The 23256-nt window shown below is 44.7% G+C and carries 21 protein-coding genes; 14 read left to right on the top strand and 7 right to left on the bottom strand.

The window, feature by feature from the left end; genetic code table 11:
* Positions 1–234 precede the first annotated feature (234 nt).
* From NST31_RS04175 to hisIE, 12 genes are all read left to right on the top strand, one after another.
* Positions 235–1164, top strand: a complete 930-nt coding sequence (locus NST31_RS04175) for an ABC transporter permease (RefSeq protein ID WP_077109862.1) — start codon at positions 235–237, stop codon at positions 1162–1164.
* Positions 1164–2096 (top strand): ABC transporter permease, encoded by a 933-nt coding sequence (locus tag NST31_RS04170; protein WP_083717264.1) that lies wholly within the window; start codon positions 1164–1166, stop codon positions 2094–2096. The genes NST31_RS04175 and NST31_RS04170 overlap by 1 nt, the downstream gene beginning before the upstream one ends.
* 17 nt (positions 2097–2113) lie before the next feature.
* Entirely contained in the window at positions 2114–3109 is a 996-nt protein-coding gene (locus NST31_RS04165) for an ABC transporter ATP-binding protein (protein WP_077109864.1), read from the top strand.
* A gap of 15 nt (positions 3110–3124) precedes the next feature.
* Entirely contained in the window at positions 3125–4117 is a 993-nt protein-coding gene (locus NST31_RS04160; RefSeq protein WP_077109865.1) for an oligopeptide/dipeptide ABC transporter ATP-binding protein, read from the top strand.
* Positions 4118–4422: 305 nt separating this feature from the next.
* Positions 4423–5547, top strand: coding sequence for an ATP phosphoribosyltransferase regulatory subunit (locus NST31_RS04155; RefSeq protein WP_077109866.1), 1125 nt, complete (start codon positions 4423–4425; stop codon positions 5545–5547).
* The gene (hisG, locus tag NST31_RS04150; RefSeq protein ID WP_077109867.1) at positions 5544–6164 is read left to right on the top strand and encodes an ATP phosphoribosyltransferase; all 621 of its coding nucleotides are present in this window, start codon (positions 5544–5546) and stop codon (positions 6162–6164) included. The genes NST31_RS04155 and hisG overlap by 4 nt, the downstream gene beginning before the upstream one ends.
* Positions 6161–7444 (top strand): histidinol dehydrogenase, encoded by a 1284-nt coding sequence (hisD, locus tag NST31_RS04145; RefSeq protein ID WP_077109868.1) that lies wholly within the window; start codon positions 6161–6163, stop codon positions 7442–7444. The genes hisG and hisD overlap by 4 nt, the downstream gene beginning before the upstream one ends.
* On the top strand, positions 7441–8517 hold the full coding sequence (locus NST31_RS04140; protein ID WP_077109869.1) for a histidinol-phosphate transaminase: 1077 nt from the start codon (positions 7441–7443) through the stop codon (positions 8515–8517). Before hisD ends, NST31_RS04140 begins: the two co-directional genes overlap by 4 nt.
* Entirely contained in the window at positions 8498–9085 is a 588-nt protein-coding gene (gene hisB, locus NST31_RS04135; RefSeq protein ID WP_077109870.1) for an imidazoleglycerol-phosphate dehydratase HisB, read from the top strand. Before NST31_RS04140 ends, hisB begins: the two co-directional genes overlap by 20 nt.
* A gap of 44 nt (positions 9086–9129) precedes the next feature.
* Entirely contained in the window at positions 9130–9828 is a 699-nt protein-coding gene (gene hisA / locus NST31_RS04130; RefSeq protein ID WP_077109871.1) for a 1-(5-phosphoribosyl)-5-[(5-phosphoribosylamino)methylideneamino]imidazole-4-carboxamide isomerase, read from the top strand.
* 3 nt (positions 9829–9831) lie between these two features.
* Positions 9832–10587 (top strand): imidazole glycerol phosphate synthase subunit HisF, encoded by a 756-nt coding sequence (gene hisF / locus NST31_RS04125; protein ID WP_339164033.1) that lies wholly within the window; start codon positions 9832–9834, stop codon positions 10585–10587.
* Positions 10577–11221 carry a bifunctional phosphoribosyl-AMP cyclohydrolase/phosphoribosyl-ATP diphosphatase HisIE gene (hisIE, locus tag NST31_RS04120; protein WP_077109873.1) on the top strand — a complete coding sequence of 215 codons (645 nt, stop codon included), beginning with the start codon at positions 10577–10579 and terminating at the stop codon, positions 11219–11221. The genes hisF and hisIE overlap by 11 nt, the downstream gene beginning before the upstream one ends.
* 654 nt (positions 11222–11875) lie before the next feature.
* Here hisIE and NST31_RS04115 read toward each other — a convergent pair.
* A complete protein-coding gene (locus NST31_RS04115) occupies positions 11876–13009 on the bottom strand; it encodes a zinc-dependent alcohol dehydrogenase (protein ID WP_077109874.1) in 1134 nt (377 codons plus the stop codon).
* Positions 13010–13086: 77 nt separating this feature from the next.
* A complete protein-coding gene (locus tag NST31_RS04110) occupies positions 13087–13980 on the bottom strand; it encodes a YitT family protein (protein ID WP_171973799.1) in 894 nt (297 codons plus the stop codon).
* Between the two features lie 210 nt (positions 13981–14190).
* Here NST31_RS04110 and NST31_RS04105 point away from each other — a divergent pair, with 210 nt between their 5' ends.
* A complete protein-coding gene (locus NST31_RS04105) occupies positions 14191–15579 on the top strand; it encodes a sodium:alanine symporter family protein (RefSeq protein WP_077109876.1) in 1389 nt (462 codons plus the stop codon).
* 586 nt (positions 15580–16165) lie between these two features.
* Here the strand turns inward: NST31_RS04105 and NST31_RS04100 are convergent.
* The 4 genes from NST31_RS04100 to NST31_RS04085 form a co-directional block, all read right to left on the bottom strand.
* The gene (locus NST31_RS04100; protein WP_339164028.1) at positions 16166–17776 is read right to left on the bottom strand and encodes a long-chain fatty acid--CoA ligase; all 1611 of its coding nucleotides are present in this window, start codon (positions 17774–17776) and stop codon (positions 16166–16168) included.
* A 169-nt stretch (positions 17777–17945) separates the two neighbouring features.
* On the bottom strand, positions 17946–19073 hold the full coding sequence (locus tag NST31_RS04095) for a CaiB/BaiF CoA-transferase family protein (protein WP_339164025.1): 1128 nt from the start codon (positions 19071–19073) through the stop codon (positions 17946–17948).
* A 21-nt stretch (positions 19074–19094) separates the two neighbouring features.
* Positions 19095–20240, bottom strand: a complete 1146-nt coding sequence (locus NST31_RS04090) for an acyl-CoA dehydrogenase family protein (RefSeq protein ID WP_077109957.1) — start codon at positions 20238–20240, stop codon at positions 19095–19097.
* Between the two features lie 33 nt (positions 20241–20273).
* Positions 20274–21041 (bottom strand): 3-hydroxyacyl-CoA dehydrogenase, encoded by a 768-nt coding sequence (locus tag NST31_RS04085; RefSeq protein ID WP_339164024.1) that lies wholly within the window; start codon positions 21039–21041, stop codon positions 20274–20276.
* 224 nt (positions 21042–21265) lie between these two features.
* Here NST31_RS04085 and NST31_RS04080 point away from each other — a divergent pair, with 224 nt between their 5' ends.
* Positions 21266–22408: a DEAD/DEAH box helicase gene (locus NST31_RS04080; RefSeq protein WP_339164022.1), complete on the top strand. Its 1143-nt coding sequence runs from the start codon at positions 21266–21268 to the stop codon at positions 22406–22408.
* On the opposite strand, the gene NST31_RS04075 is transcribed toward NST31_RS04080, so the two are convergent.
* A complete protein-coding gene (locus NST31_RS04075; protein WP_236016916.1) occupies positions 22387–23241 on the bottom strand; it encodes an endonuclease in 855 nt (284 codons plus the stop codon). The genes NST31_RS04080 and NST31_RS04075 overlap by 22 nt on opposite strands.
* Positions 23242–23256 lie beyond the last annotated feature (15 nt).

Here is a 23256-nt window from a genome sequence, read left to right as displayed (position 1 = left end):
GTATGCCACTTTTGGCATACCTGGTTTTAGTCTTTATTTTTTCATCTTACTGTATGTATGGCATGGCTATATCCCGGATTAACAGGCAGCAAGCAAGCTTCCCATTTTCAAAAATTCGCGGGGAAATAGGTTCACCGGGAATCAACTGCTAGTAAAAGCCCGATTGGTACAACTAACCATATGCGAAATAAAGCTTTCGCAGATTGAAGTTTTGCTTAGAAAGAGGTGTAAATGATGTGGAAATATACGCTAAATCGTTTATTTTGGGCAATCATCACTGTGTGGGTCATCATTACACTCACCTTTATCATTATGAAAACCATTCCGGGGAATCCGTTCGCCAAAGAAGGGCCGATGCCCCCGGCTGTATATGAAAACTTACAGCGCCACTATAATCTTGATAAACCGGAAATGGTCCAATATGCCCTATATTTAAAGTCTGTCCTCCAACTGGATTTCGGGCCATCCATGAAAACAAAAGCTATCACAGTCAATGATTATATTAAAAATGGATTTCCCGTTTCTCTCCATTTAGGGCTTCAAGCATTGTTGATAGCCATTACATTCGGTTTGTTCCTTGGGGTCATTGCTGCTTTGAACAGAAACCGGTGGCCAGACTACTCAGCGATGGTCCTTGCCATCATCGGCCTGTCCGTTCCAAGTTTTGTCCTTGCCACCTTTTTGATCCATTATGTTGCTGTTAAGTGGGAACTTCTGCCCGTTGCAACGTGGAAGTCTTGGTCTCATACCATTCTCCCTTCGATTGCGTTGGCGATGATGCCCATGGCTTATATTGCCCGATTAATGAGATCGAGCATGCTGGAAGTGATGAGCCAGGATTATATATTAACTGCCAAAGCCAAGGGTCTGGCCGGCGGTGCCATCATCATGAAGCATGCGGTACGGAATGCTATCCTGCCTGTCGTGACAGTACTCGGTATCCTGACGGCCAATCTGGTAACCGGGAGTTTCATTATCGAGTATATATTTGGAATACCCGGCATGGGTGAAATGTTTGTAAATAGCATTTTCAACCGTGACTATCCGGTCATTTTAGGGGCGACCATCTTTTACAGCATCATTCTCATCGCATTGATCTTTATTGTGGATGTTGCCTACACTTGGATTGACCCCAGAATCAAGATCGGAAAGGAGAGCGGCTGATGAGCAAGCACGAACTGAATATGACGGAAGATATGTTTTTGCCGGCGGAAGACAATTACCAGGAAGCTGAAAAAATTGCGAGGCCTTCTGTTTCCTATTGGAGTGATGTATGGCGCAGACTTGTTGAAAACAAGCTTGCGATGCTCGGATTAACTGTTATTTTTCTATTGACAATCATGGCCGTTATCGGTCCACATTTAAACGGATATACGTATTATGAACAGGATTTTACCAAAAAGAATTTGCACCCCAATGCTGAGCATTGGTTTGGAACCGACTCGGCCGGAAGAGATTTATTTACCCGCAGTTGGTATGGGGCGAGAATTTCACTGTTTATCGGATCGATGGCCGCGTTGATCGACTTTTTAATTGGTGTCGTATACGGCGGTATTTCGGCCATCAAAGGCGGCCGCACTGATAACGTCATGATGAGGATTGCTGAAATACTATACTCGATTCCTTATTTGCTTGTTGTGATTTTAGTCATGATCGTCATGGAAAGAGGTATTTGGCCGATCATCATTGCTTTGTCTATTACGGGCTGGATTCAAATGGCAAGGCTCGTCAGGGGCCAGGTGCTGCAATTAAAGGAGCAGGAATTTGTTCACGCATCGAACGCTCTTGGGGCCAAAATGGGCTGGGTTTTAAGAAAACATATGATACCGAATACATTAGGGCCTATCCTTGTCAATATTACCCTTACTGTTCCGACGGCCATTTTTGCTGAAGCGACCTTGAGTTTCCTGGGATTGGGTGTTCAAGCGCCCCAAGCAAGCTGGGGGACGCTCGTAAGTGATTCCTTGGGCAGTATTCATGTGGGGAATTTCTATCAATTGTTTATACCTGCTATTTTAATTTCTTTAACGATGTTGGCATTTAACGTATTCGGGGATGGACTTAGGGATGCGCTCGATCCCAGATTAAGAGAATGAGAGAGGTGGGGATCGATATGAATAATATACTGGAAGTCAAAAACTTGCACGTATCTTTTCAAACATATGCCGGAGAGGTAAAGGCGGTCAGAGGCGTCAATTTTAACGTAAGAGAAGGAGAAACGATCGCCATTGTTGGAGAATCGGGCTGCGGTAAAAGTGTAACAGCCAAATCAATCATGCGGCTGTTGCCTTCCCCTCCCGCGCAATATAAGCAGGGATCGATACAATTTCAGGGGAACAATCTTTTCGATATAACTGAAAAAGAAATGCAGCGCATCAGAGGCAATAAAATCAGCATGATCTTCCAGGACCCAATGACATCTTTAAATCCAACAAGCAAAATAGGCAACCAGATTATAGAGGCTATTTTGAAACATAATGACATGAATAAAAAGGCAGCTGTTGAAAAAGCCATTGAAATGCTGGAACTTGTTGGAATTCCGCAGCCAGGCCACCGGGTGAATCAATATCCGCATGAATTTTCGGGCGGGATGCGCCAAAGGGCCATGATTGCCATGGCGCTGGCATGCAATCCGCGGCTGTTGATCGCCGACGAACCGACGACAGCTTTGGATGTGACGATACAGGCTCAAATATTGGAATTGATGAAAAAAATCCAGCAAGAAACCGGAACTTCCATTATTTTAATTACACATGATTTGGGCGTAGTAGCAGAAATGGCCGAGCGCGTAGTCGTCATGTATGCCGGCCAGGTGATCGAAAGCGGCACAGTGAAAGAGATCTTTAACAACCCTCAACATCCCTACACAATGGGATTATTAAATTCCATTCCGCGCTTGGATATGGATAAAAACCAGCCGCTTGCTCCCATCATCGGTACTCCGCCAGACTTGATAGATCCTCCGGAAGGGTGTCCATTTTATGCCAGATGCAAATATGCCATGCGCATATGCAAAGGTCACAACCCGGAGTTTGAAGAAGTAGGTTCAAACCAGTTTACCGCTTGCTGGCTTCACCACCCAATGGCTCAAAAGAGAGCAAGTGTGTAACAAAGGAGGAAGCACATGACACCGGAATTGAAAGAAAAAAAATCTTTTGAACAGGGATATTCTTCCATACCATTAATCCAAGTGAAGAATGTAAAGAAATATTTTACCGTAGGTAATAAAAAATTGAAGGCGGTTGACGGGTTATATTTGGATATATACCAGGGAGAAACGGTCGGCCTTGTTGGTGAAAGCGGCTGCGGGAAATCAACCGCGGGCAGAACGATCATCAGATTATACGAGCCGACTTCGGGTGCAGTTTTATTTAACGGAAAAAATATTTTTCAAAGCAATGATCGTGAAATGTCCCAAATGCGGCGGGAAATGCAAATGATTTTTCAGGATCCCTACGCATCGTTGAATCCGCGAATGACAGTTGAGGAAGTCATTGGAGAGCCATTTGCGATTCACGGTGTGTTGAGCGGAAAAAAGAGGCGTGAGCGGGTCAAAGAATTGCTGCGGCTTGTCGGGTTGGATGCCGATCATATTAGCCGTTTTCCCCATGAGTTCAGCGGCGGCCAACGCCAGCGGATCGGCATTGCGCGGGCGCTTGCCCTTGATCCGACATTCATTGTTTGTGATGAACCGATTTCGGCCCTGGACGTATCGATACAGGCTCAAGTTGTGAATCTTCTAAAAGACTTGCAACGAAAAATGGGTTTGACCTATTTATTTATTGCGCATGATTTATCAATGGTCAAATATATTTCCGATCGAATTCTCGTCATGTATCTGGGGAAAATGTTTGAGCTTGCGGATAGTGAAAAGCTGTATGAGGACCCATTGCATCCATATACAAAAGCTTTATTGTCATCGGTTCCGATCCCCGATCCCGAAGTGAAGCGGGAACGGATTATTTTAAAAGGCGATGTGCCAAGTCCCATAGATCCCCCGAGCGGATGTGTATTCCGAACGCGCTGTCCGGTTGCTATGGACGTGTGTGCCAAAGTTGATCCAGACTGGAAAGAAGTAAAACCGGGACATTTCACCGCATGTCATTTATATCAGTAACAGGGGGCCGCGAGCCCCTTTTTACATGTTGCGAAAAATGCATACATGTGGCTGGAAGTTTTACTGGAATAGCGAACATATTCATGTCCTTCTTTCCGGGGCAATCCTCGATTCTTATGGTCTAATCCTCAAACCATTCTTCGTTTACATGACTTTCAATGGAAAAATGTTTTTTTTTTCATTATTTTAATAGTTTACGATCAGATTGACTCAATCCTTTGTTTTATGGTAAAGTAATACCAATTTATGAAAATCCTTTAGTTCGATAGAGAGTTAAAGAATAATTGATTCGGGAAGTGAGTATTATGTTTTTGCCTGCAGGGAGCAGAGATGAAATGGGACCCGCCGTCAGCAATCGGTTTTCGGTAATGGAAAAGTTCCGGAAGGTCGTGACATTACGCGGATATGAAATGATTTCAACACCAGTTGTGGAGTATGCGTCCACTTTTACGAATGATTACGTCAATATGAAATTACAAAACATGTTAAAATGGTTCAACTCTGAAGGAGAAATTGAAGTGTTGCGTCCCGATTGGACGACGGCCATTGCAAGAGCTTTATCTTCCCGGGAAGCCACACCGCAAAAATGGGCTTATCAAGGTTCTATATTTAGGACGGACCGTCCTGGCATGGAATGCAACCAGGCCGGAATTGAAATACTTCATATGCCGCTATTGATGGGGGAAAGTGAGAGTCTGCTCATGGCCCATTCTTTCTTGAAGGAAATGGGCATGGAGGATTATGTAATTGAGCTGGGGCATGCAAATATATATGAAAGCCTCGTTTCAAATCTGCCATTTGCCAAAGATGATGCGGAAAAACTCCACCAAGCCATGCATGACAAGAAAAAGGATGAGGTATACCACATCGTACTCAATATCGGAGGAAAAAAAGCAGCGGCAGAACTCGCGGCGCTTGTTGATGCATATGGTGATATTGGTGTCATTGACGAATATGAGAAGCGCTGGAAAGATCAGGAGCACTTGCTTCAAATCCTTGAACAAATGAAAAAAGTAGCCCATATATTGAAAGCATCCGGAAGCGGGGACATTCTCGTCGATTTGGGAAGAGTTAAAAACCTCCCTTATTATTCCGGAATGATGTATCGGGGCTTTTTGAAAAAAAATGGTGGCGTTTGTTTTTCCGGAGGGCGCTACGACAAGCTTTATGACAGATATGGACGAAATGTATCTGCGGCGGGTTTGGCATTTGATCTGGATTTATTGGCCGAACAATATGAAGAAGAAAATACAAAACAGCGTATTTGCATCATTGCCAATATGGATACGATCGTTTATGCGGAAAAATTGAGAAAATCATATGAAAATTGCATTGTTGATGTGCAGTTGGACGCCGCAAATACCGGAAATTATGATAAAGTAGTGGAAATACAATTTAATGATGGAAAATATGAGGTGTTGGAAAAGTGAAACCGGTGATCGCTTTAACAAAGGGAAGGTTGGAAAAGCAATTTCTTGCCTTTCTGGAATCGCTCAATTATGATATTCAGCCTTTAAAAGAGAAAGGCAGAAAACTCCAAGTGGAAACTGAGCATTTTTATGCCGTATTTGCCAAAGGAGTTGATGTGGCTACTTATGTTGAACATGGGATAGCCGATATAGGGATTGTCGGTGAAGATATATTGTTAGAGTTTGAGCCTGATGTGTATGATTTGCTGCCGCTGCCTTTTGGAAAATGCCGTTTGGCTGTCGCGGGCGAACAGAAGGCGGAAAACAAGTTTGCAAAACAGCGTATCGCGACGAAATTTCCCAATATCACGACGAAATATTTTCGGGAAAGAGGAAAGTCGGTTGATATTGTAAAATTGGAAGGCTCTGTTGAACTGGCTCCATTATTGGGGTTGGCAGACGATATTGTTGATATTGTCGAAACGGGAAATACTTTAAGGGAGAACGGGCTTGTTGTAAAGGAAGAAATGCTTTCGATCAGTGCCCGGTGTATCGCCAACCGAAACTCCTTGAAGTTGAAAAAAGCCATCTTGGCCCCCCTTATTGATTCCTTCCGGATTGAGGAGGTCGCCATATGATACGCCAATATTCCCAAAAGGAATTTAAGGAAGCTTTTATTGCCGCGAAAACAAAAAAGCAGCCATTTGACAGTGACGTATTACAGACGGTGAAACACATATTGGATGATATTCGGAATCGCGGTGATGAAGCTGTAAAGGAATATACGAAGAAATTTGACGGTTTGGCCGCCGCTTCTTTGCTAGTTTCCAAGAAAGAGCGGGAGAACGCCTGGAATGACGTAGCGCCGGAAGTGATCACCGCTCTTAAAAAAGCGGCGGACAATATTCGAAGCTTTCACTCAAAACAACTTCAAACATCACGTGTGATGGAAATGACGGATGACATTGTTTCCGGCCAGCTTTTCCGGCCGCTCGAACGAGTTGGCATTTATGTTCCGGGAGGGAAGGCTTCCTACCCTTCAACGGTTCTCATGAATGCTATACCAGCAAAGCTTGCCGGCGTCAAGAAGATTGTCATGACAACCCCGGCAAGAGACGGCAAAAATATTCCGCCTGTTCTGTCAGTTGCCGCAGACATTGCCGGTGTGGACACTATTTATAAAATTGGCGGAAGCCAAGCGATCGGCGCACTTGCATACGGGACAGAACAAATTGAAGCCGTTGATAAAATTGTCGGCCCCGGGAACGCATATGTGGCCGCGGCAAAATCACTCGTTTTTGGTGATGTCGGAATCGACATGATTGCGGGGCCTTCGGAAGTGGCGATTATCGTGGATGAATCGGCCCATCCCCCGTATGTGGCTGCAGATTTGATCGCGCAAGCCGAACATGATGAAAAGGCGCGCTCTTTTCTTTTCTGCACGTCCAAAGCCCTCCTTGCCAAAACGCTGGAAGAAGTAAAACGGCAATGTGAAGAGCTTCCACGTAAAGACATTGCGGAAATCTCGCTTGCCAACGAAGGTGCTGCCGTTTTGGTAGACACAATTGATGAAGCATTCTCCCTAGTGAACGCTCTTGCTCCTGAACATTTGGAAATTCAGACAAAGAATGCACTTCATCATTTGAGTAAAGTGAAAAATGCCGGTTCTGTTTTTATCGGCCATCATACACCGGAAGCTGTCGGCGACTATTTTGCCGGGCCGAACCATGTATTGCCGACGGTTGGGACAGCCCGTTTTTCTTCGGGATTGTCAGTCGATGATTTTATCAAGAAAACAACTTATGTTTATTATTCAGAAAACGCATTGCGGCAGGCCGCTCCTTATGTGGAAACTCTTGCGCAGGAAGAGGAGCTTGACGGCCATGCACGCGCGGTGAAAGTGAGGCTGGAACAGTGAGAAAGACGCTTTCGGGCATAAGCCCTTATAAAGTGAAACCAGAGCCTGGCGACATGATCAGGCTGGACAACAATGAAGCATATACGAGTCTATTATCATACGTAGATTTTTCCGAGCTGGAAAAAACGCTGATTCACCGCTATCCGGCAGAAAGTACGGAAGCGCTCATCGAGGCGTACAGCAAATTTTCCGGTTTTCCCCAAAACAATTTATTGGCAGGGAACGGATCGGACGAATGCATTACACTTATATGCCAATATGCTCTTGATCCGAAAGATACGGTCATAGTATTGGAACCAGACTTTTCAATGTATGAAAAAAATGCCCGAATTATGGGGGCGAACGTTGAGAAAGTTGCTTTACAAGATGATTTTGCTCTGCCGCTTGAAATCGTTTTGCAAAAGATTGAGCATTTAAAGCCAAAACTCTTCTTGTTATCAAATCCAAACAATCCGACTGGCAGACTATATGAACAGACAGAAATAGAGCAAATCATGATGGCATTGGAGACAAATGGCGGGGGCATTCTTGTGTTGGATGAAGCCTACATAGACTTTGCCGGTGAATCTCCTTTCGTGTCAAAATTGCTTGATTATGACAATCTTATTATTTTACGAACAGCTTCCAAAGCGCTTGGCATGGCGGCGCTCAGACTCGGATTTTTGGCGGCAAATGATCGTCTGATTGAAGGGATCGGCTCTATAAAGCCACCTTATAATGTGAATACCGTCTCCGCTCAAATCGGGACGCAGCTGTTAAAAAAACCGGAGCTTCTTGATCAGTTTTTGATCATGCAACTGGCGCAAATTGCTGAATTGGAAGACATTATGAAGGAATTTGCGGCAAGCAGGAAAGATGCCAAATTATATCCTTCAAACACCAATTTCTTTTTCATGACATTAAGCGGGGCGAAAAGCCTGACAGACTTTTTATATGAAAAAAAGATAAAAATACGTTATTTCGGTAGTGAGCCGGAAGCAGTCCGGATATCGGCCGGCACGAAGGAAGAACATGAGAAATTACGGTCAGCCTTGAAAGAATGGAGTGAGTCGTATGCGCCAAGCATCCAGTAAACGGGAGACGGCCGAAACGAAAATCGACTTGGCTGTCCGGCTTGATGATGCGTCGGAAATCAGTATTAAGACGGGAGTCGGATTTTTTGACCATATGCTTCATGCGTTTGCACGTCATGGCCGGATTGGGCTAACGTTGAATGTCGAAGGCGATCTGCATATCGACAGTCATCATACTGTTGAGGATACAGGCATTGTTCTTGGAAAAGCAGTCCGGGAAGCGCTGGGGGACAAACGCGGCATCGTTCGCTTTGGAACATCGTACGTACCGATGGATGATGCGCTTGCCTTTGTGTCACTGGACATAAGCGGCCGTCCATTCTTACATTTTGAGGGTGAATTCCATTTAACCTCCCTCGGGAATTTTGATACTGAGCTTGTACGGGAGTTTTTCCAGGCATTTGCATTTAACGCAGGGATTACTCTCCATGCGAGGGTACTATACGGAGAAAATACACATCACAAAATTGAAGCTCTTTTTAAGGCGCTGGGACGGGCGCTGGCGGAAGCGGTGAAAATAGATCCTTCGTTGGAAGGTGTTTTGTCAACAAAAGGCTTGCTTGAGTAAGGAGCCTTTTTAAAATCATTGAGCAAACAATGCGGGAGGGGCAAATGAAGATTTTACCAGCAATGGATTTAATTGATGGAAAGTGTGTCAGGCTGTATCAGGGGGATTTTAATAAGACAACGCAAGTAGGAAGCGACCCCGCTTCACAATTACAAACGTTTATGAATGATGGGGCGGAAATCATTCATATTGTTGATTTAGACGGCGCCCGTTCAGGAAAGCCTGAGCAATTTGAATTGATCTCAGAATTATGCGCCAAGTCGACTGTGCCGATTCAGGTTGGTGGTGGTATTCGGAACCTTGAAACAGTCGAGGCATATGTCAACTCAGGGGTGGACAGAATCGTTATTGGAACGGCTGCCATTCAAGATAGGGAATTTCTACAAGCTGCTTTGGAAAAACATAGAAAACATATCGTAATCGGCATTGATGCCCGAAATGAAAAAGTGGCGGTTTCGGGCTGGGAGCAGGAAACCGAAATGGATTATATTGAATTTGCGAAGCAAATGGAGCAGCTGGGCGTCCAAACAATTGTCTTTACGGACATTTCAAAAGACGGCACGATGCAAGGGCCCAACCTGGAGCAACTGAAGAAAATCAATGATGCGGTGAGCTGTAAAATTGTCGCATCAGGCGGTATTCGCAATCAAGAAGATTTAGATGCAGTTGCCGCGCTGGGGATTGAAGAAGCCATCGTGGGAAAAGCCATGTATGAGGGAACAGTCAAATTAAGGAGGTCATAAAAGTTGAAAAAAATTATTCCTTGCTTGGATGTAAAAGATGGAAAAGTAGTGAAAGGAATTCATTTTGAGGGAATGCGTGAAATAGGCGACCCAGTAGAAATGGCCTCCGACTATTCAAATAATGGCGCTGATGAACTTGTTTTTCTTGACATTTCAGCTACTACCGAAGGGCGCAAAACGATGGTGGATGTCGTCAAAAAAGTGGCGAAAAAAGTATCGATCCCCTTTACAGTTGGCGGGGGAATCAAGACAGCCGACGATATCGGAAGGATTTTAGAAGCCGGGGCGGACAAAGTCGGGATCAATACAGCTGCCGTAGATCGGCCGGAACTTATTAAAGAAGCGGCGGAAAAATTTGGTTCGGCCACTATTGTCGCAGCAGTTGATGCCAAGCAAATGTCGGATGGGACATGGCATGTGATGACACATGGCGGTATGAAAGATTCCGGCCTTGACGCGGTACAATGGGCGAAAATGCTTGAAGAACTTGGCGCCGGCGAAATTTTGCTGACAAGTGTTGACCGTGATGGTGTTAAGGACGGTTACGACTTGGAATTAACGAAAGCGATTGTCGATGCTGTTGATATACCTGTAATTGCTTCAGGTGGATGTGGCAGTGCGGAGGATATCGTAGAGGTATTTGAAAAAACGAATGTGGCCGCAGCATTGGCGGCATCTATTTTCCATCAAAACGAAGTGGGCATTCCCGAAGTGAAAACGTTATGCCGCGAGCGGGGAGTTGACGTTAGTGGAGCCTGATTTTTCAAAAGGACTGCTTCCGGCGGTGATTGTGGATGACGTGAGCAAAGAGGTGCTGATGCTCGGTTATATGGATGAAACAGCCTACCGGAAAACTTTGGAGACAAAAGAAACGTGGTTTTATTCAAGGTCGCGCCAAGAATATTGGAACAAAGGGGCCACATCCGGAAACAAGCAAATCGTTAAATCGGTACATTTGGACTGCGACAACGACTCTTTGCTCATTTATGTGGAGCCGCTTGGTCCCGCGTGTCATACGGGAGAACAGTCATGTTTTTATAATACTATTGTTGGTGAAAAAAAGGCCGACTCATCGATTTTTGCTTCATTGATGGCGGAAATCAATGAACGCCAGACGAACCCGGTTGAAGGTTCCTATACAACGTACTTATTTCAAAAGGGAATCGATAAAATTTCCAAAAAGCTGATTGAAGAAGCGGGAGAAATTGTGATTGCTGCGAAAAACAAAGATAAAAATGAGGTTATCAGCGAATGTGGAGACCTGCTCTACCACAGTCTCGTGTTATTGGCAGAGCAAGGGGTTTCCCTTGAAGAAGTATACGCGGAATTGGAAAAACGTTCATCCAAAAAAGGAAATGCGAAGCCGGAACGCCCGGAAATTGAAAACTGGTAAAAAAGAGACTGGACATAAGCAAATACGAACCGAACAATTCATTTAAAATTGTTCGGTTTATTTGTATTAAAAAAATCCCTATCATCGCTACGTCAACATATTTCGTTTTCCGCAGGTCTCTTCAGCTTCCTCGGAAAGCAAAGGTCGCTTTCCTGCGGGATCGGGGGATCTTCAGATCGAGCTATTCCCGCAGGAGTCCACATATGTTGACTACGCTAAAAGCTTGCGTATTATACACTAGCTAAATTTTTCCCGCATGTAAGATGCCATATACACCATTTGAAAACCTTGAGTGAATACAAAAGGTCTAAGTAGGGGAAAACGGCACCTAAATGCCCATTCGTTCAACGAACATTCAGTAGGAGATGGAAGAAAACGCCTACTGAATGAAGTTTCACTTTATTGTTCTTTTTTTCATCAGCTGATTTAGTTGTGTCCCAACCTCCTTGTCATTTTGCCTTTATCGTATTGTGGTTATTTGGCTTTCTTTCGCATGAACTGGCATTACCCCCATTTCAAAAACATTGGGGGCAACTGCGGAAGTGACCGTCACGAACAAGCGGCGGACAAAAGCTTTCCGCTGGCCGCTATTTCGTTTTATCTCATTGTGGAGTGCTTCAGTTTGTATGTGACTAAACAGGCGCTGCACTTTTCTTACGGCTTCATGACAACCTTGATGCAGCCTTCCTCGCGTTCGTTAAACATTTCATAGCCTCGGGCCGCTTCTTCTAATGGAATTCGGTGGGTGATAATATCAGTCGGATCAATCTCGTTGGAAACGATTTGTTCATAAAGTTCCTGCATGAAATGAGGGGCAGGGGCCTGGCCCATTTTTAGTGATATGTTTCGGGCGAAAAGATCGCCGAGCGGAAACATGTTATAGTTTAATCCATATACACCTGTCAGCTGGATGGTGCCGAACTTTCGAACGGCCTTTGTTGCTATTTGAATGGCGCTTAACGTTCCGCCTTGGATCATCAGCTTTTGTCCGACTTTTTCTAGCGGGGATTTTTTTCCGTCCATCCCGACACAGTCAATGACAACGTCCGCGCCTCCGCTCGTTAACTCTTTTAATTCCAACCCCATATCATCATGCTTTGTAAAATCAAAGACTTCGACATTGTTTATTTTTTGAGCATGATCTAAACGGTATGGAATATAGTCCACACCGATAACCCGCTTGGCCCCGGCCTTCCATGCAAATTTTTGCGTCATCAGGCCAATGGGGCCACAGCCGAGAACAACAACGGTATCTCCCGGCTTTACCCCCGCATTTTTCACACTCCAATAAGATGTGGGCAGGACATCGGATAAAAACAATAAGGCCTCGTCTTCCAGTTCACACGTCTCCGGTATGGCAAACGGAAGGAAATTTCCAAAAGGGACTCTCAAAAGCTCGGCCTGGCCTCCCGGATAATCACCAAACCATTCGGAGTATCCAAAATATCCCCCGGTATCTTCAACTTCATTGGCATGGTCACATTGACTTTCCATGTCATTTTTACAATAAAAGCAAGTTCCGCACGCAACGGTAAAAGGGATGACGACCCGGTCTCCCTTTTTGACTTTCGTAACGTCCGGGCCTGTTTCTTCCACGATTCCCATCGGTTCATGCCCAATGATATAGCCTTCGCGAAGTTTGATGTTTCCGAGGTATAAATGAAGATCCGATCCGCAAATCGCAGTAGAGGTAATACGGATGATGATGTCATCTTTCTTCTCGATCACGGGGTCAGGGACATTTTTTACTTCCACCTTTTGGGGACCTTGGTATGTCACGGCTTTCATTTGTTCGTCCTCCTTTTCATATTTACTAATGATAGGATGTCCTTTTCCCATAAAAAAAACCGGCAGTTCCGCCGGTTTTAGTGAATATGCTTTTTCTTGAACCTGCCGCCTTTGACCTCGGATATATTTCCAAAAGCAATGAAAGCATTGGGGTCAAAGTCATTTACGATCGTCTTTAACTTGGATTCTTCCAGGCGGGTAACGACACAAAAAATGACTCTTTTTTTGTCCCCTGTAAAAGCGCCTTCGCCTTTCAAATACGTCACACCCCGGCCAAGCCTGGCAATGATGGCATCTCCGATATGTTCCGCTTCCTCGCTAATAATCCAGACCGATTTAGATTGATTTAAGCCTTCGACGACTAAATCAATCGCTTTATAGGCGATGAAATAAGTGATGATCGAATACATCGCCCGTTCCCAGCTAAAGATAAATCCGGCGGCGGTAAAAATAAAAAAGTTAAAAAACATAATGATTTCGCCAACTGAAAAAGGCAGTTTATTACTTAAAAGGATGGAGAGAACCTCTGTCCCGTCAAGTGAACCGCCGGCTCTGATCACCATGCCGACACCGACTCCCAAAATGATCCCGCCAAAAACCGTATCCAGCAATAAATCATCTGTCACGATATAGACATTATGAAGGAGAATAGAGGTGATGGATAAAATAAAAATACCATACAATGTGGTCAGCGCGAAGGTTTTTCCCATCTGTTTATACCCAATATAAATAAAAGGCAGGTTTAATAGAAAGATGATAAATCCAACTCTCCAACCGGTGAGATATCCGACAATGATGGAAATGCCGGTAATGCCTCCGTCCAAAATGTTGTTCGGTATTAAGAAAAACTCTAAAGCGACAGCCATCAGAACAGCCCCTAAAGTGACAAAAACGAATCGCCAGAAAAGAGCCTTTTTCGTCAACTTTCTGTGCTGCGCCTGGGAAGGTAATGTTTTGTCTTTCTGTCTCATTGGATAATTCCTCTCTTTAATGGCTTATTTATATTATAAACTTTCCAGACGCTATTGAAAAAGTCCCAAAATATGAACTCGAAAAAATGAATTGTTCCGATAATAAAATTTCAGAACTATGACATTTTTCCTATTTTTTAAAAAGTGTGTTTATAGCCTCTGGAACGGGGTAATTCGTACCTAATAGGGAAAGGGGTTGTTTGAATTAAGATGGATGAATTTCTTGCGAAAGTAGAGGCTTTTTCCAATTGGTTATGGGGTTTGCCCATTATTTTGTTGCTTCTTGTCACGGGTATATATTTAACTGTTCTGCTCGGTTTTTTTCAATTTCGCTATCCTATTTATATCATAAAACAAACATTAGGAAGCGTTTTCAAAAGGCCGAAAGGGAAGGGGACACTTACTCCTTTTCAGGCTCTGACCTCCGAGTTGTCCTGTACGATTGGCGCCGCAAATATTGTGGGGGTACCGGCTGCCATTATGTTTGGAGGGCCTGGTTCCATTTTTTGGATGTGGGTCATCGCGTTAATCGGCATGTCTATTAAGTTTTCTGAAAGTGTTCTCGCTGTACGTTACCGGGAGAAAAACGAAACGGGAGAATACGTAGGCGGACCAATGTATTACATGACAAAAGGGCTTAACATGAAATGGCTTGGCATCTGGTTTTCTTTCGCCCTCATGCTTGAACTTGTCCCCAGCATGATGGTGCAAGGAAATTCAATTGCCTCTACCATTTATGAAACAACCCAAATCTCTCCTTTATATACAGGTATTGGCGCCGCCGCTTTGATTTCCATCATTGTATTTGGCGGTATTAAAAGAATCGGCCGCGTCACCGAATTTGTAGTGCCATTTATGGCTATATTTTATGTGGCATCAGCTCTCATCATTGTTGCCATGAATATCGGAGAGTTTCCCTCCATAATTAAATTGATCGTCACTTCTGCTTTTCAGCCAATGTCGGCAATCGGGGGATTTGCCGGGGCCGCCATTGCGGAAACAATCCGCTGGGGATTTGCCCGCGGTCTATATTCTAATGAAGCAGGACTCGGAACAACACCAATTGCGCACGCCACAGCGACAACTGACCATCCGGTAAGACAGGGATTTTGGTCTATCATCGGAATCGTGGTGGACACGCTCATCATTTGTACCGCAACAGCGTTTGTTGTCCTATCCTCAGATGCCTGGACACGAGAAGCAGCCAGTGAAAACCCCTCCGGCTTGACAGCGGTCGCATTTGGAGAGTATTTTGGCGGGATTGGAAGTGCCGTCGTGGCGATTTCCCTCGTGTTCTTTGTGCTTTCTACGATGCTTGTTCTGATTTATTACGGAGTAAAGCAGGCTGAGTTTTTATTTGGATTAACGGCAGGAAGAGGAATGCAAGTAGTATATGTCGCGTGCATTATTCTTGGCGCTATTGGCGCCGCCGAAGTGCTGTGGAGCTTTCTTGATATCGCCCTTGCGGCAATACTGATTCCAAATGTCATAGCGATCCTTTTGCTCCGTAAACAAGTGAAGGAGCTAAAAGATGAGTTTTTCACTTCGGAAAAATATTATTTAAAGGATTTGGAAGAGGAAAAAGCAAATGTGAGTTAGGTGACGGTCGTGGTCGTAAAGCTCCCACTCCTAAAATAAATTTGGCCTGACGCTTGATGGACGGACGAGTTGCGCATTTTCCCGCAAATTGAAAAAGCGATGATGGAAGAGGCAGGGGGAGGGACGCACGGCAAGGACCTTTTTAGTAAAACGGTGAGCTGCCCATTGGAAAAGCAACTTCCATGAGAAAAATATATTGCTCATACTCATGATTAAGATAAGTGCAATTTACACAGATTCAGGGACCGATTATTAATATCATATTGCATGACGTCCAAGGCCGAAAACTTGACTGAGTGATCTCTCTCCTTTTTCAAGGACAATCGAACGGGTTTTGAGCCATTCGTGCTTACGGGCAAAATTCCACCGTCCAGCTGTCCGCTATTATTGTGCGGACGTGTCCGTCCAGCTGCCCGTTTGTCGCTTATTTCTGCTGTTTTGGCTTGTGGAGATCGAACAAATGAAAATCATGTGGAGGAAAAAGTTCTTCTTCCACATGATTTCATTAGGTTTTTTATTATTTTTTGCGTTCAGAAGCCGAGCACGAAGTATTAGAGCCATAAGGCGTCAGCGCCATTTCCTTTATTTACTGGGTGGTAAGATGTTCTTTCAATTGTTCCTGCAGTTGGCGTTTTAAAAACTTTCCAACGGATGTTTTGGGTATTTCCTTGAGAAAGATCACATCATCAGGAAGCCACCAGCTGACAAATTGCGGTTTCAAAAAGGCGATGATTTCCTCTTTTGTCAAGCTTTTTCCTTCTTTAAGAACGACGCACGCAACAGGGCGTTCCTGCCATTTTGGATGGGGAACCGAAACAACTGCCGCTTCAAAAACAGCTTCATGGGCCATGAGCGCATTTTCCAGTTCGACAGAAGAGATCCATTCACCGCCACTTTTGATTAGATCCTTTGTCCGGTCGATAATATGGATAAAGCCTTCCTCATCAATTGTTACCACATCTCCGGTATGAAGCCAGCCGTCTTGGAAGGCGTCTTCCGTCCGCTCGTCTTTGTAATACTCATTGGCGATCCAGGGGCCACGAATGAGAAGCTCTCCCATTTCCTTTCCATCAGGCTTCACTTCGCCATTTTCGTTGATTACTTTGATTTCAAGACCGGGAGCAACGATCCCTTGTTTAGCCTTGATCGCCAGCTTCTCTTCTTCTGGAAGATCACGCTGATAACTTTTGAGGCGCGACAGCGTAGCCAGGGGTGTCGTTTCCGTCATGCCGTATGCGTGAATAAAAGGTATGCCGAACTTTGATTCAAACGCATGAATCACGCTTTTAGGCGCGGCAGCTCCTCCGCAAAGGACATACCTTAAGCTGGACGTGTCGTATTCTCCGTTTTCAAGTTCATGTAACAGTCCGATCCAAATGGTCGGCACACCGGCTGCAATCGTTATCTTATGAGTTTCAATGAGTTCGGCAAGAAGCTTGGGTGTCACCATGGGACCGGGAAGGACTTGCGTAGTTCCAAGCCAGGTGGCCACAAACGGCAATCCCCAGGCATTTACGTGAAACATTGGGACAACAGGCATTGCTATATCTGATTCGGAAATGCCCGCGGTATCGGCCATACTTAATGCCATGCTGTGCAGAACGATACCTCTGTGGGAATAAACAACGCCTTTCGGTTTTCCTGTTGTTGCAGAAGTAAAACACATGCCCGCAGGGTCGTTTTCCTCGATATCAGATGTGAACTCATAAGATTCATCGCCATCACCGACCAGCTTTTCATAAGAATATAATGATTCTAAACTGGACTCTATGGATGCATTTTCATCAGCCATGACAATAAAAGCTTGCACCGTGGGGATCTGTTCTCGAATTTTTTCAATAATGGGCAAAAGGTCAGGGTCGATCAGCAATATTTTGTTCTCAGCATGATTGATAATATATATTAAATGCTCTACTGACAAACGGATGTTAATGGTGTGCAACACTGCGCCCATGCATGGGATGGCAAAATACGCTTCCAAATGGCGGTGGTGGTTCCAGGCGAATGTCCCGACACGATCTCCTTTTTTTACGCCCAACTTTTCCAATGCGCTTGCTAAAGCCCGAGTACGGCGGCCGATTTTCCCGTAATTGAGACGATGCAATCCGCCATGGGTCCTAGAAATGACCTCTTTTTTGGAAAAATATTTTTCAGCACGCTCTATCAGCGCAGTGAGGGTTAATGGGATGTCCATCATAGGGAACTCTCCTTTACTCTGCTTTATTTTATCCCGCATGTAAGGTGCCATATATACACCACATCAAGACCTGAGTGAATACAAAAGGTCTAAATGGGAGAGAACGGCACCTAAATGCCCGATTGGTTCAACTAACATTCAGTAGGAGAAACGCCTACTGAATGAAGTTTCACTTTATATGGCTAACTACTTGGTTATTATGTTCACCGTGTTTGGGAGCCGGATATCTGAATGTTGCGGGCGTATCTGATAGTTTGATCGGATTATCAATATATGTTATTTCACCTGCCATTTGCTGAAAAATGGTTCGCAGGATGCCTCTTGCGACAACTTGCGGATCTCTTGTCATTTCTTTAAAAGTTAAAACAGGAGAGACGCATGCTTCCACTTCAGAAAACGCTTTTATCCATTCGGAAAGAGTTTTTTGCAATATAATCTGTTGAATCTCATATTTCAGCCGGTGCTGTTCATGTAAAGACGCTTCCAATAAAGGAATAAAATCAGGCTGTTCAATTGTATGGCAAAAAGCTTTCCAAAACTTCGGCTCAATGGCCCCGACTGATAAAAACCTTCCGTCCTTTGTTTCATAAACGGAGTAGCATGCCCGTCCGCCGGTCAGCATTTCTTCACCGCGTTTTGGGACAGTGCCGCCTGCCAAAAAATTTGGAAGCGATGTTTGCAGCCAGGAAATCACTCCATCGAGCATGGATATATCAATCAATTGTCCTTTTCCTGACCGGTTTCTTTCCAGTAGTGCGAGCAAAATACCGACAGCAGCCGGAAAAGCCCCGCCCCCAATATCGGCAATTTGGACAGCGGGAACGATCGGGATGCCATCCTTTGCTCCCATAATATCCAAAAGCCCGGCATAGCTAAGATAATTGATGTCATGGCCGGGGCGGTTTGCATAAGGACCAGTTTGTCCATACCCTGTTATGGAGCAAAAGATTAAACCGGGATTCAGCTCTTTTAACGTTTGATAGTCAAGTCCAAGCCGTTTCATGACATTTGGCCGAAAAGATTCAACAAGGACATCCGCTTGTTTAACCAGTTGCGTAAAGGTTTTTTTATCGCTTTCATCTTTCAAATTCAGACAAATACTCTTTTTGTTACGATTCAGTGATTGAAACAGGGCACTGCTTCCATTCGTTTTCGGTTCGAAATGTCTTGCATAATCGCCAAGCTGGGGATCTTCTACTTTTATGACCTCCGCCCCAAAGTCAGCCAGAATCATCGTGCAATAAGGTCCCGGCAGGAGGCGGGTTAAATCCAAGACCATAATAGATGTTAACGGCAAAAAGGCTCCTCCTTTCAAATGTCATAGACCCATATTTTTTGCAATGATCATTTTCATAATTTCATTGGAACCTGCATATATGGATGAAACGGCCACATCGCGGTACCTTCTCGCAATCTCGTATTCTTCCATATATCCGTACCCCCCGTGAAGCTGTAAACAGTTTGCAGACACTTTCTTCACCAAATCTGTTGTCCACCATTTGGCCATGGCTACTTCTGTCGTGATTTTTGTATTGTTTATATGCGCTTCAATGAGCCTGTCCACAAATGTCCTGCCAATTTCAATTTCCGACTTCATTTCTGCCAGCTTAAACTGCGTATTTTGAAACTGGCTGATGCGTTTGCCAAAGGCTTCCCGCTGTTCTACAAATTCAACGGTCTTCTCCAGCATGAGTTCTGCTGAGGCCATGCTCTGAATAGCAACCAAAAGCCGTTCCTGCTGTAATTTTTCCATTAAATAATAGAATCCTTTTCCTTCTTCTCCCAACAAGTTTTGCGCAGGAATTCTCGCATCTTCAAAAATTAACTCGCAAGTGTCATTGAGATGTTGGCCAAGCTTGTTTAATTTTTTCCCTTTTATAAAGCCGGGTGTTCCCGCTTCAACGACGAGCAGGCTGATTCCTTTGTGCGGCGGACTGGCCTGAGGATCCGTTTTGCATACCACTACAACGATATCAGCGGTTTTTCCATTTGTAATAAATGTTTTTTCTCCATTTAAAACATAATGGTTTCCATCTTTAATGGCCTTCGTCTTAATCGCGGCCAAATCGGAACCGGCTCCCGGCTCTGTCATGGCAATCGCCGAGATCAAGTCTCCGCTAATAGTCCCCGGCAGCCACCGCTTCTTCTGCTCTTCGGTGCCGTATGTTTCAATATAGGGAATGACAATGTCATTATGTAAACTGATTCCAACAAGTCCAACATTCACACGGTCCAACTCTTCGGAAACGACAACGGCAAAACCGAAGTCGGCATCATACCCTCCGTATTTCTCACTGACTTGCGGGGAGAGAAATCCATGCTTCCCCATCTTTTTCCAAAAACTACGCGGAACTTCTTTTTCTTCTTCCCATCGCTTAATAAAGGGGGCAGCTTCCTGTTCAAGAAAGGTTCTTAGTGACCGGCGGAAAATGTCATGTTCTTCTTTTAAAAACGTTCTTTTCACTATGTTCACCTCGTGCTTTTGAGGGTTTTGCCATTACTTTGGCTGCATTCTAATGGCACCATCCAGACGGATTGTTTCTCCGTTCAGCATCGCGTTTTCTATAATTGACAACACTAAATGCGCATACTCGCTTGGCTGGCCGAGGCGGGAAGGAAAAGGAGTCATTTCACCCAAGGCTTTTCGGGCTTTTTCAGGCAGTTGGGCAAATAGGGGGGTATGAAACAATCCGGGAGCAATGGTCATGACCCGAATGCCAAGGTGAGCCAAATCCCTTGCGAGTGGCAATGTCATTCCTACAATACCGCCCTTTGATGCGCTGTAGGCAGCCTGTCCGATTTGTCCGTCAAAAGCAGCGACAGAAGCTGTATTAATAATGACACCCCGTTCACCGTGCAGGTTCGGTTCGTTGGTCGCCATTTTTTCAGATACCAAGCGGATCGCATTGAAAGTGCCTGTCAGATTGACGGCGATGACTTTTGAAAAGGACGGCAAATCATGCGGCCCTTGCTTGCCGAGCGTTTTCTTAGCGATAGCAATCCCGGCACAGTTTACAAGCACATTGATGTGCCCAAAAGTGTCACATGCCTTTCCCACTGCGTCTTGAACACTGTCTTCATCTGTAACATCAGCATGAAAAAAAGCGGCATTGCTTCCGAGCTCATCCGCAAGCTTCCTTGCTTTTTCTTCCTCAAGGTCGAGAATAAAAGCCCGGCCACCATGTGAAACAATGTCTCTTACGGTGGCTTCCCCAAGACCGGAGGCTCCTCCCGTAACGATTGAGGTAACCTCATCTATGTTCATGACAATCATCCTTTCTCGACAAATAGAGAAGTTAATTAAATATATTCTAATAATTCAAATATATGAAGTCAAGCAATATCAGGCATATGTGCTAAACAGCCTTGGTTTGCGATAACATTTGCTTTTCTTCTTATTCACGATTTAAACTTAGGATATAATCTGGAAGAGGGCATTTTGTCCATTATGATAATCCAGCAATCAACAAGTTGAAATGAGGAAGTAATATGAATTTTTTACATAGCTTAAAACCTGCCCTGCAGGAAAATTGGAAAAAGTCGTTTACAGAGCCGACGCCTGTTCAACAACGAGCTATACCTTCTATTTTGGAAGGTAAAGATGTGGTCGCTCAATCTCCAACGGGCACTGGCAAAACAGTTGCCTATTTACTGCCGATTTTAAACAGGGTGGATGAAGAAAAGGAAGCGACACAGGCAGTCATTTTGGCTCCATCCCGAGAGCTTGTCATGCAAATTTTTGAAGAGATAAAAGCATGGTCTATAGGAACCGGGCTGACAAGCGTTTCCCTTGTTGGCGGGGCCAATATAAAGCGGCAAATGGAAAAGTTGAAAAAGCGCCCACAACTGATTGTGGGAACACCAGGGCGCATTTGGGAACTGATTCAAATGAAAAAACTGAAGATGCATGAAGTGAAAACCATTGTGCTGGACGAAGGGGACGAACTGCTCGGCAAGGAACATCTTGACGATGTCCGGCGTGTCGTGAAATCGGCGCTCAATGACCGCCAGTTGCTGCTGTTTTCAGCAACCGCATTGCAAGATCCCGACCAAGTAACAGCCATGCTTGGAAGGGAGCCCGAAAGGATTGTGGTCGATGGGGAACTAGCTGTACCATCTGAGATCGAACATATTTATTTGTTGTGTGAACCGCGTGAAAAAATCAACCTGCTTGGAAAAATCGCGAAAATGGACGGGATGAAAGGCCTCGCTTTCATTCGGTCTATTGGCAACTTGCATGTCATTGCCGACAAGTTATCCTATGAAGGTGTTGATTTGGAAATCCTTCACAGTGATATGCGCAAAGATGAACGGAAAAAGGCGTTACAAAGGCTTGACTCCGGGGATGTAAGCATCTTGCTCGCCACAGATATAGCAGCCAGAGGGTTGGATATAAAAGGGATATCCCACGTCATTCATTTTGACCTGGCGAAGGACGTGGAACAATATATCCACCGTTCAGGAAGAACAGGGCGAATGGGGAAATTCGGAACAGTTGTTTCGCTCGTTTCTCCAAGGGATGAACGCGAGCTGCAAAAATATGGCAAACTTTTAGGGATTCCACTCAGCAAAAAGCGCCTTTATAAAGGCGGCTTTCATCCGGCAAAAAATTACCAACGCAGAGGAAAATAAATGCTATCCGCAAGCTCGGGAAAATCGATAAATGGGTTGCGGTTTCCCTGAATATGAAAAATGGCTTGATTCCGGTGCTTTTCGTAAAGCTCGGGTGGGAAGGTCTTGTTCCATTTCCGCAAGAGCGGGAAGTCCACTTTTTTGCGAAATGCTTTTTTAATCCCTTTCGGATAACGGAGGACAAAATAAAGCAGCGCACGGGCGACCGTTCCTTTTCCAAACTCTGGTTCAAATAAACCGGACGAAGCGACTCCGCAATGGTTCCGTATTTTTTCAGTAGGCAATTCCGGGTTGTATTCCGGAAAGTCGTAGTATGGAAAATTGGACCGAATGGCATTACAGCTTGGTTCACAGGCAAAAAGATGATGTAAATCCCCCTTCATCGGTTCGCGACCGGAAAACCATGATTGCGGGACAATGTGCTCGGCATTAAACTTGAGCTCCATCGGCATATATTTTGGGAGGCCGTTTTCCGCCAATAACTGTTCATGCTTTTTTCGAACTTCATCATCTTTTGCAATCAACATAGCCGGATCTTCATCCTTTCCGGAGTATATGCTTTTAATTCCTCCGTCGGGCTGCAGATCCACCCACGTATATAAATATTGGTCTTTGCTTACCCCATAGGGAACGCGGTTTTTATGGGTTTGTTTGACGAGGGCGTGCAATTGCCGGTATATGGATTTCGTTTCCCACACGTCGACACGTCGATAATATTGGATGATTTCATTCCTGTCTGCTTGCGCATCGTAATAAACTAGCTGATTCTCTCTTAATCTATAAAGATTCTTCTCCAAAGTTTTGATCGTTGGGACAAGATGGACGGTCATCATGATCACTCCGTTTCT

It is taken from the genome of Siminovitchia sp. FSL W7-1587, from assembly GCF_037963795.1.
Classification (GTDB): domain Bacteria; phylum Bacillota; class Bacilli; order Bacillales; family Bacillaceae_C; genus Siminovitchia; species Siminovitchia thermophila.
Note: the sequence above shows the minus strand (reverse complement) of the source record. Positions and strands in the feature narration are given on the sequence as shown.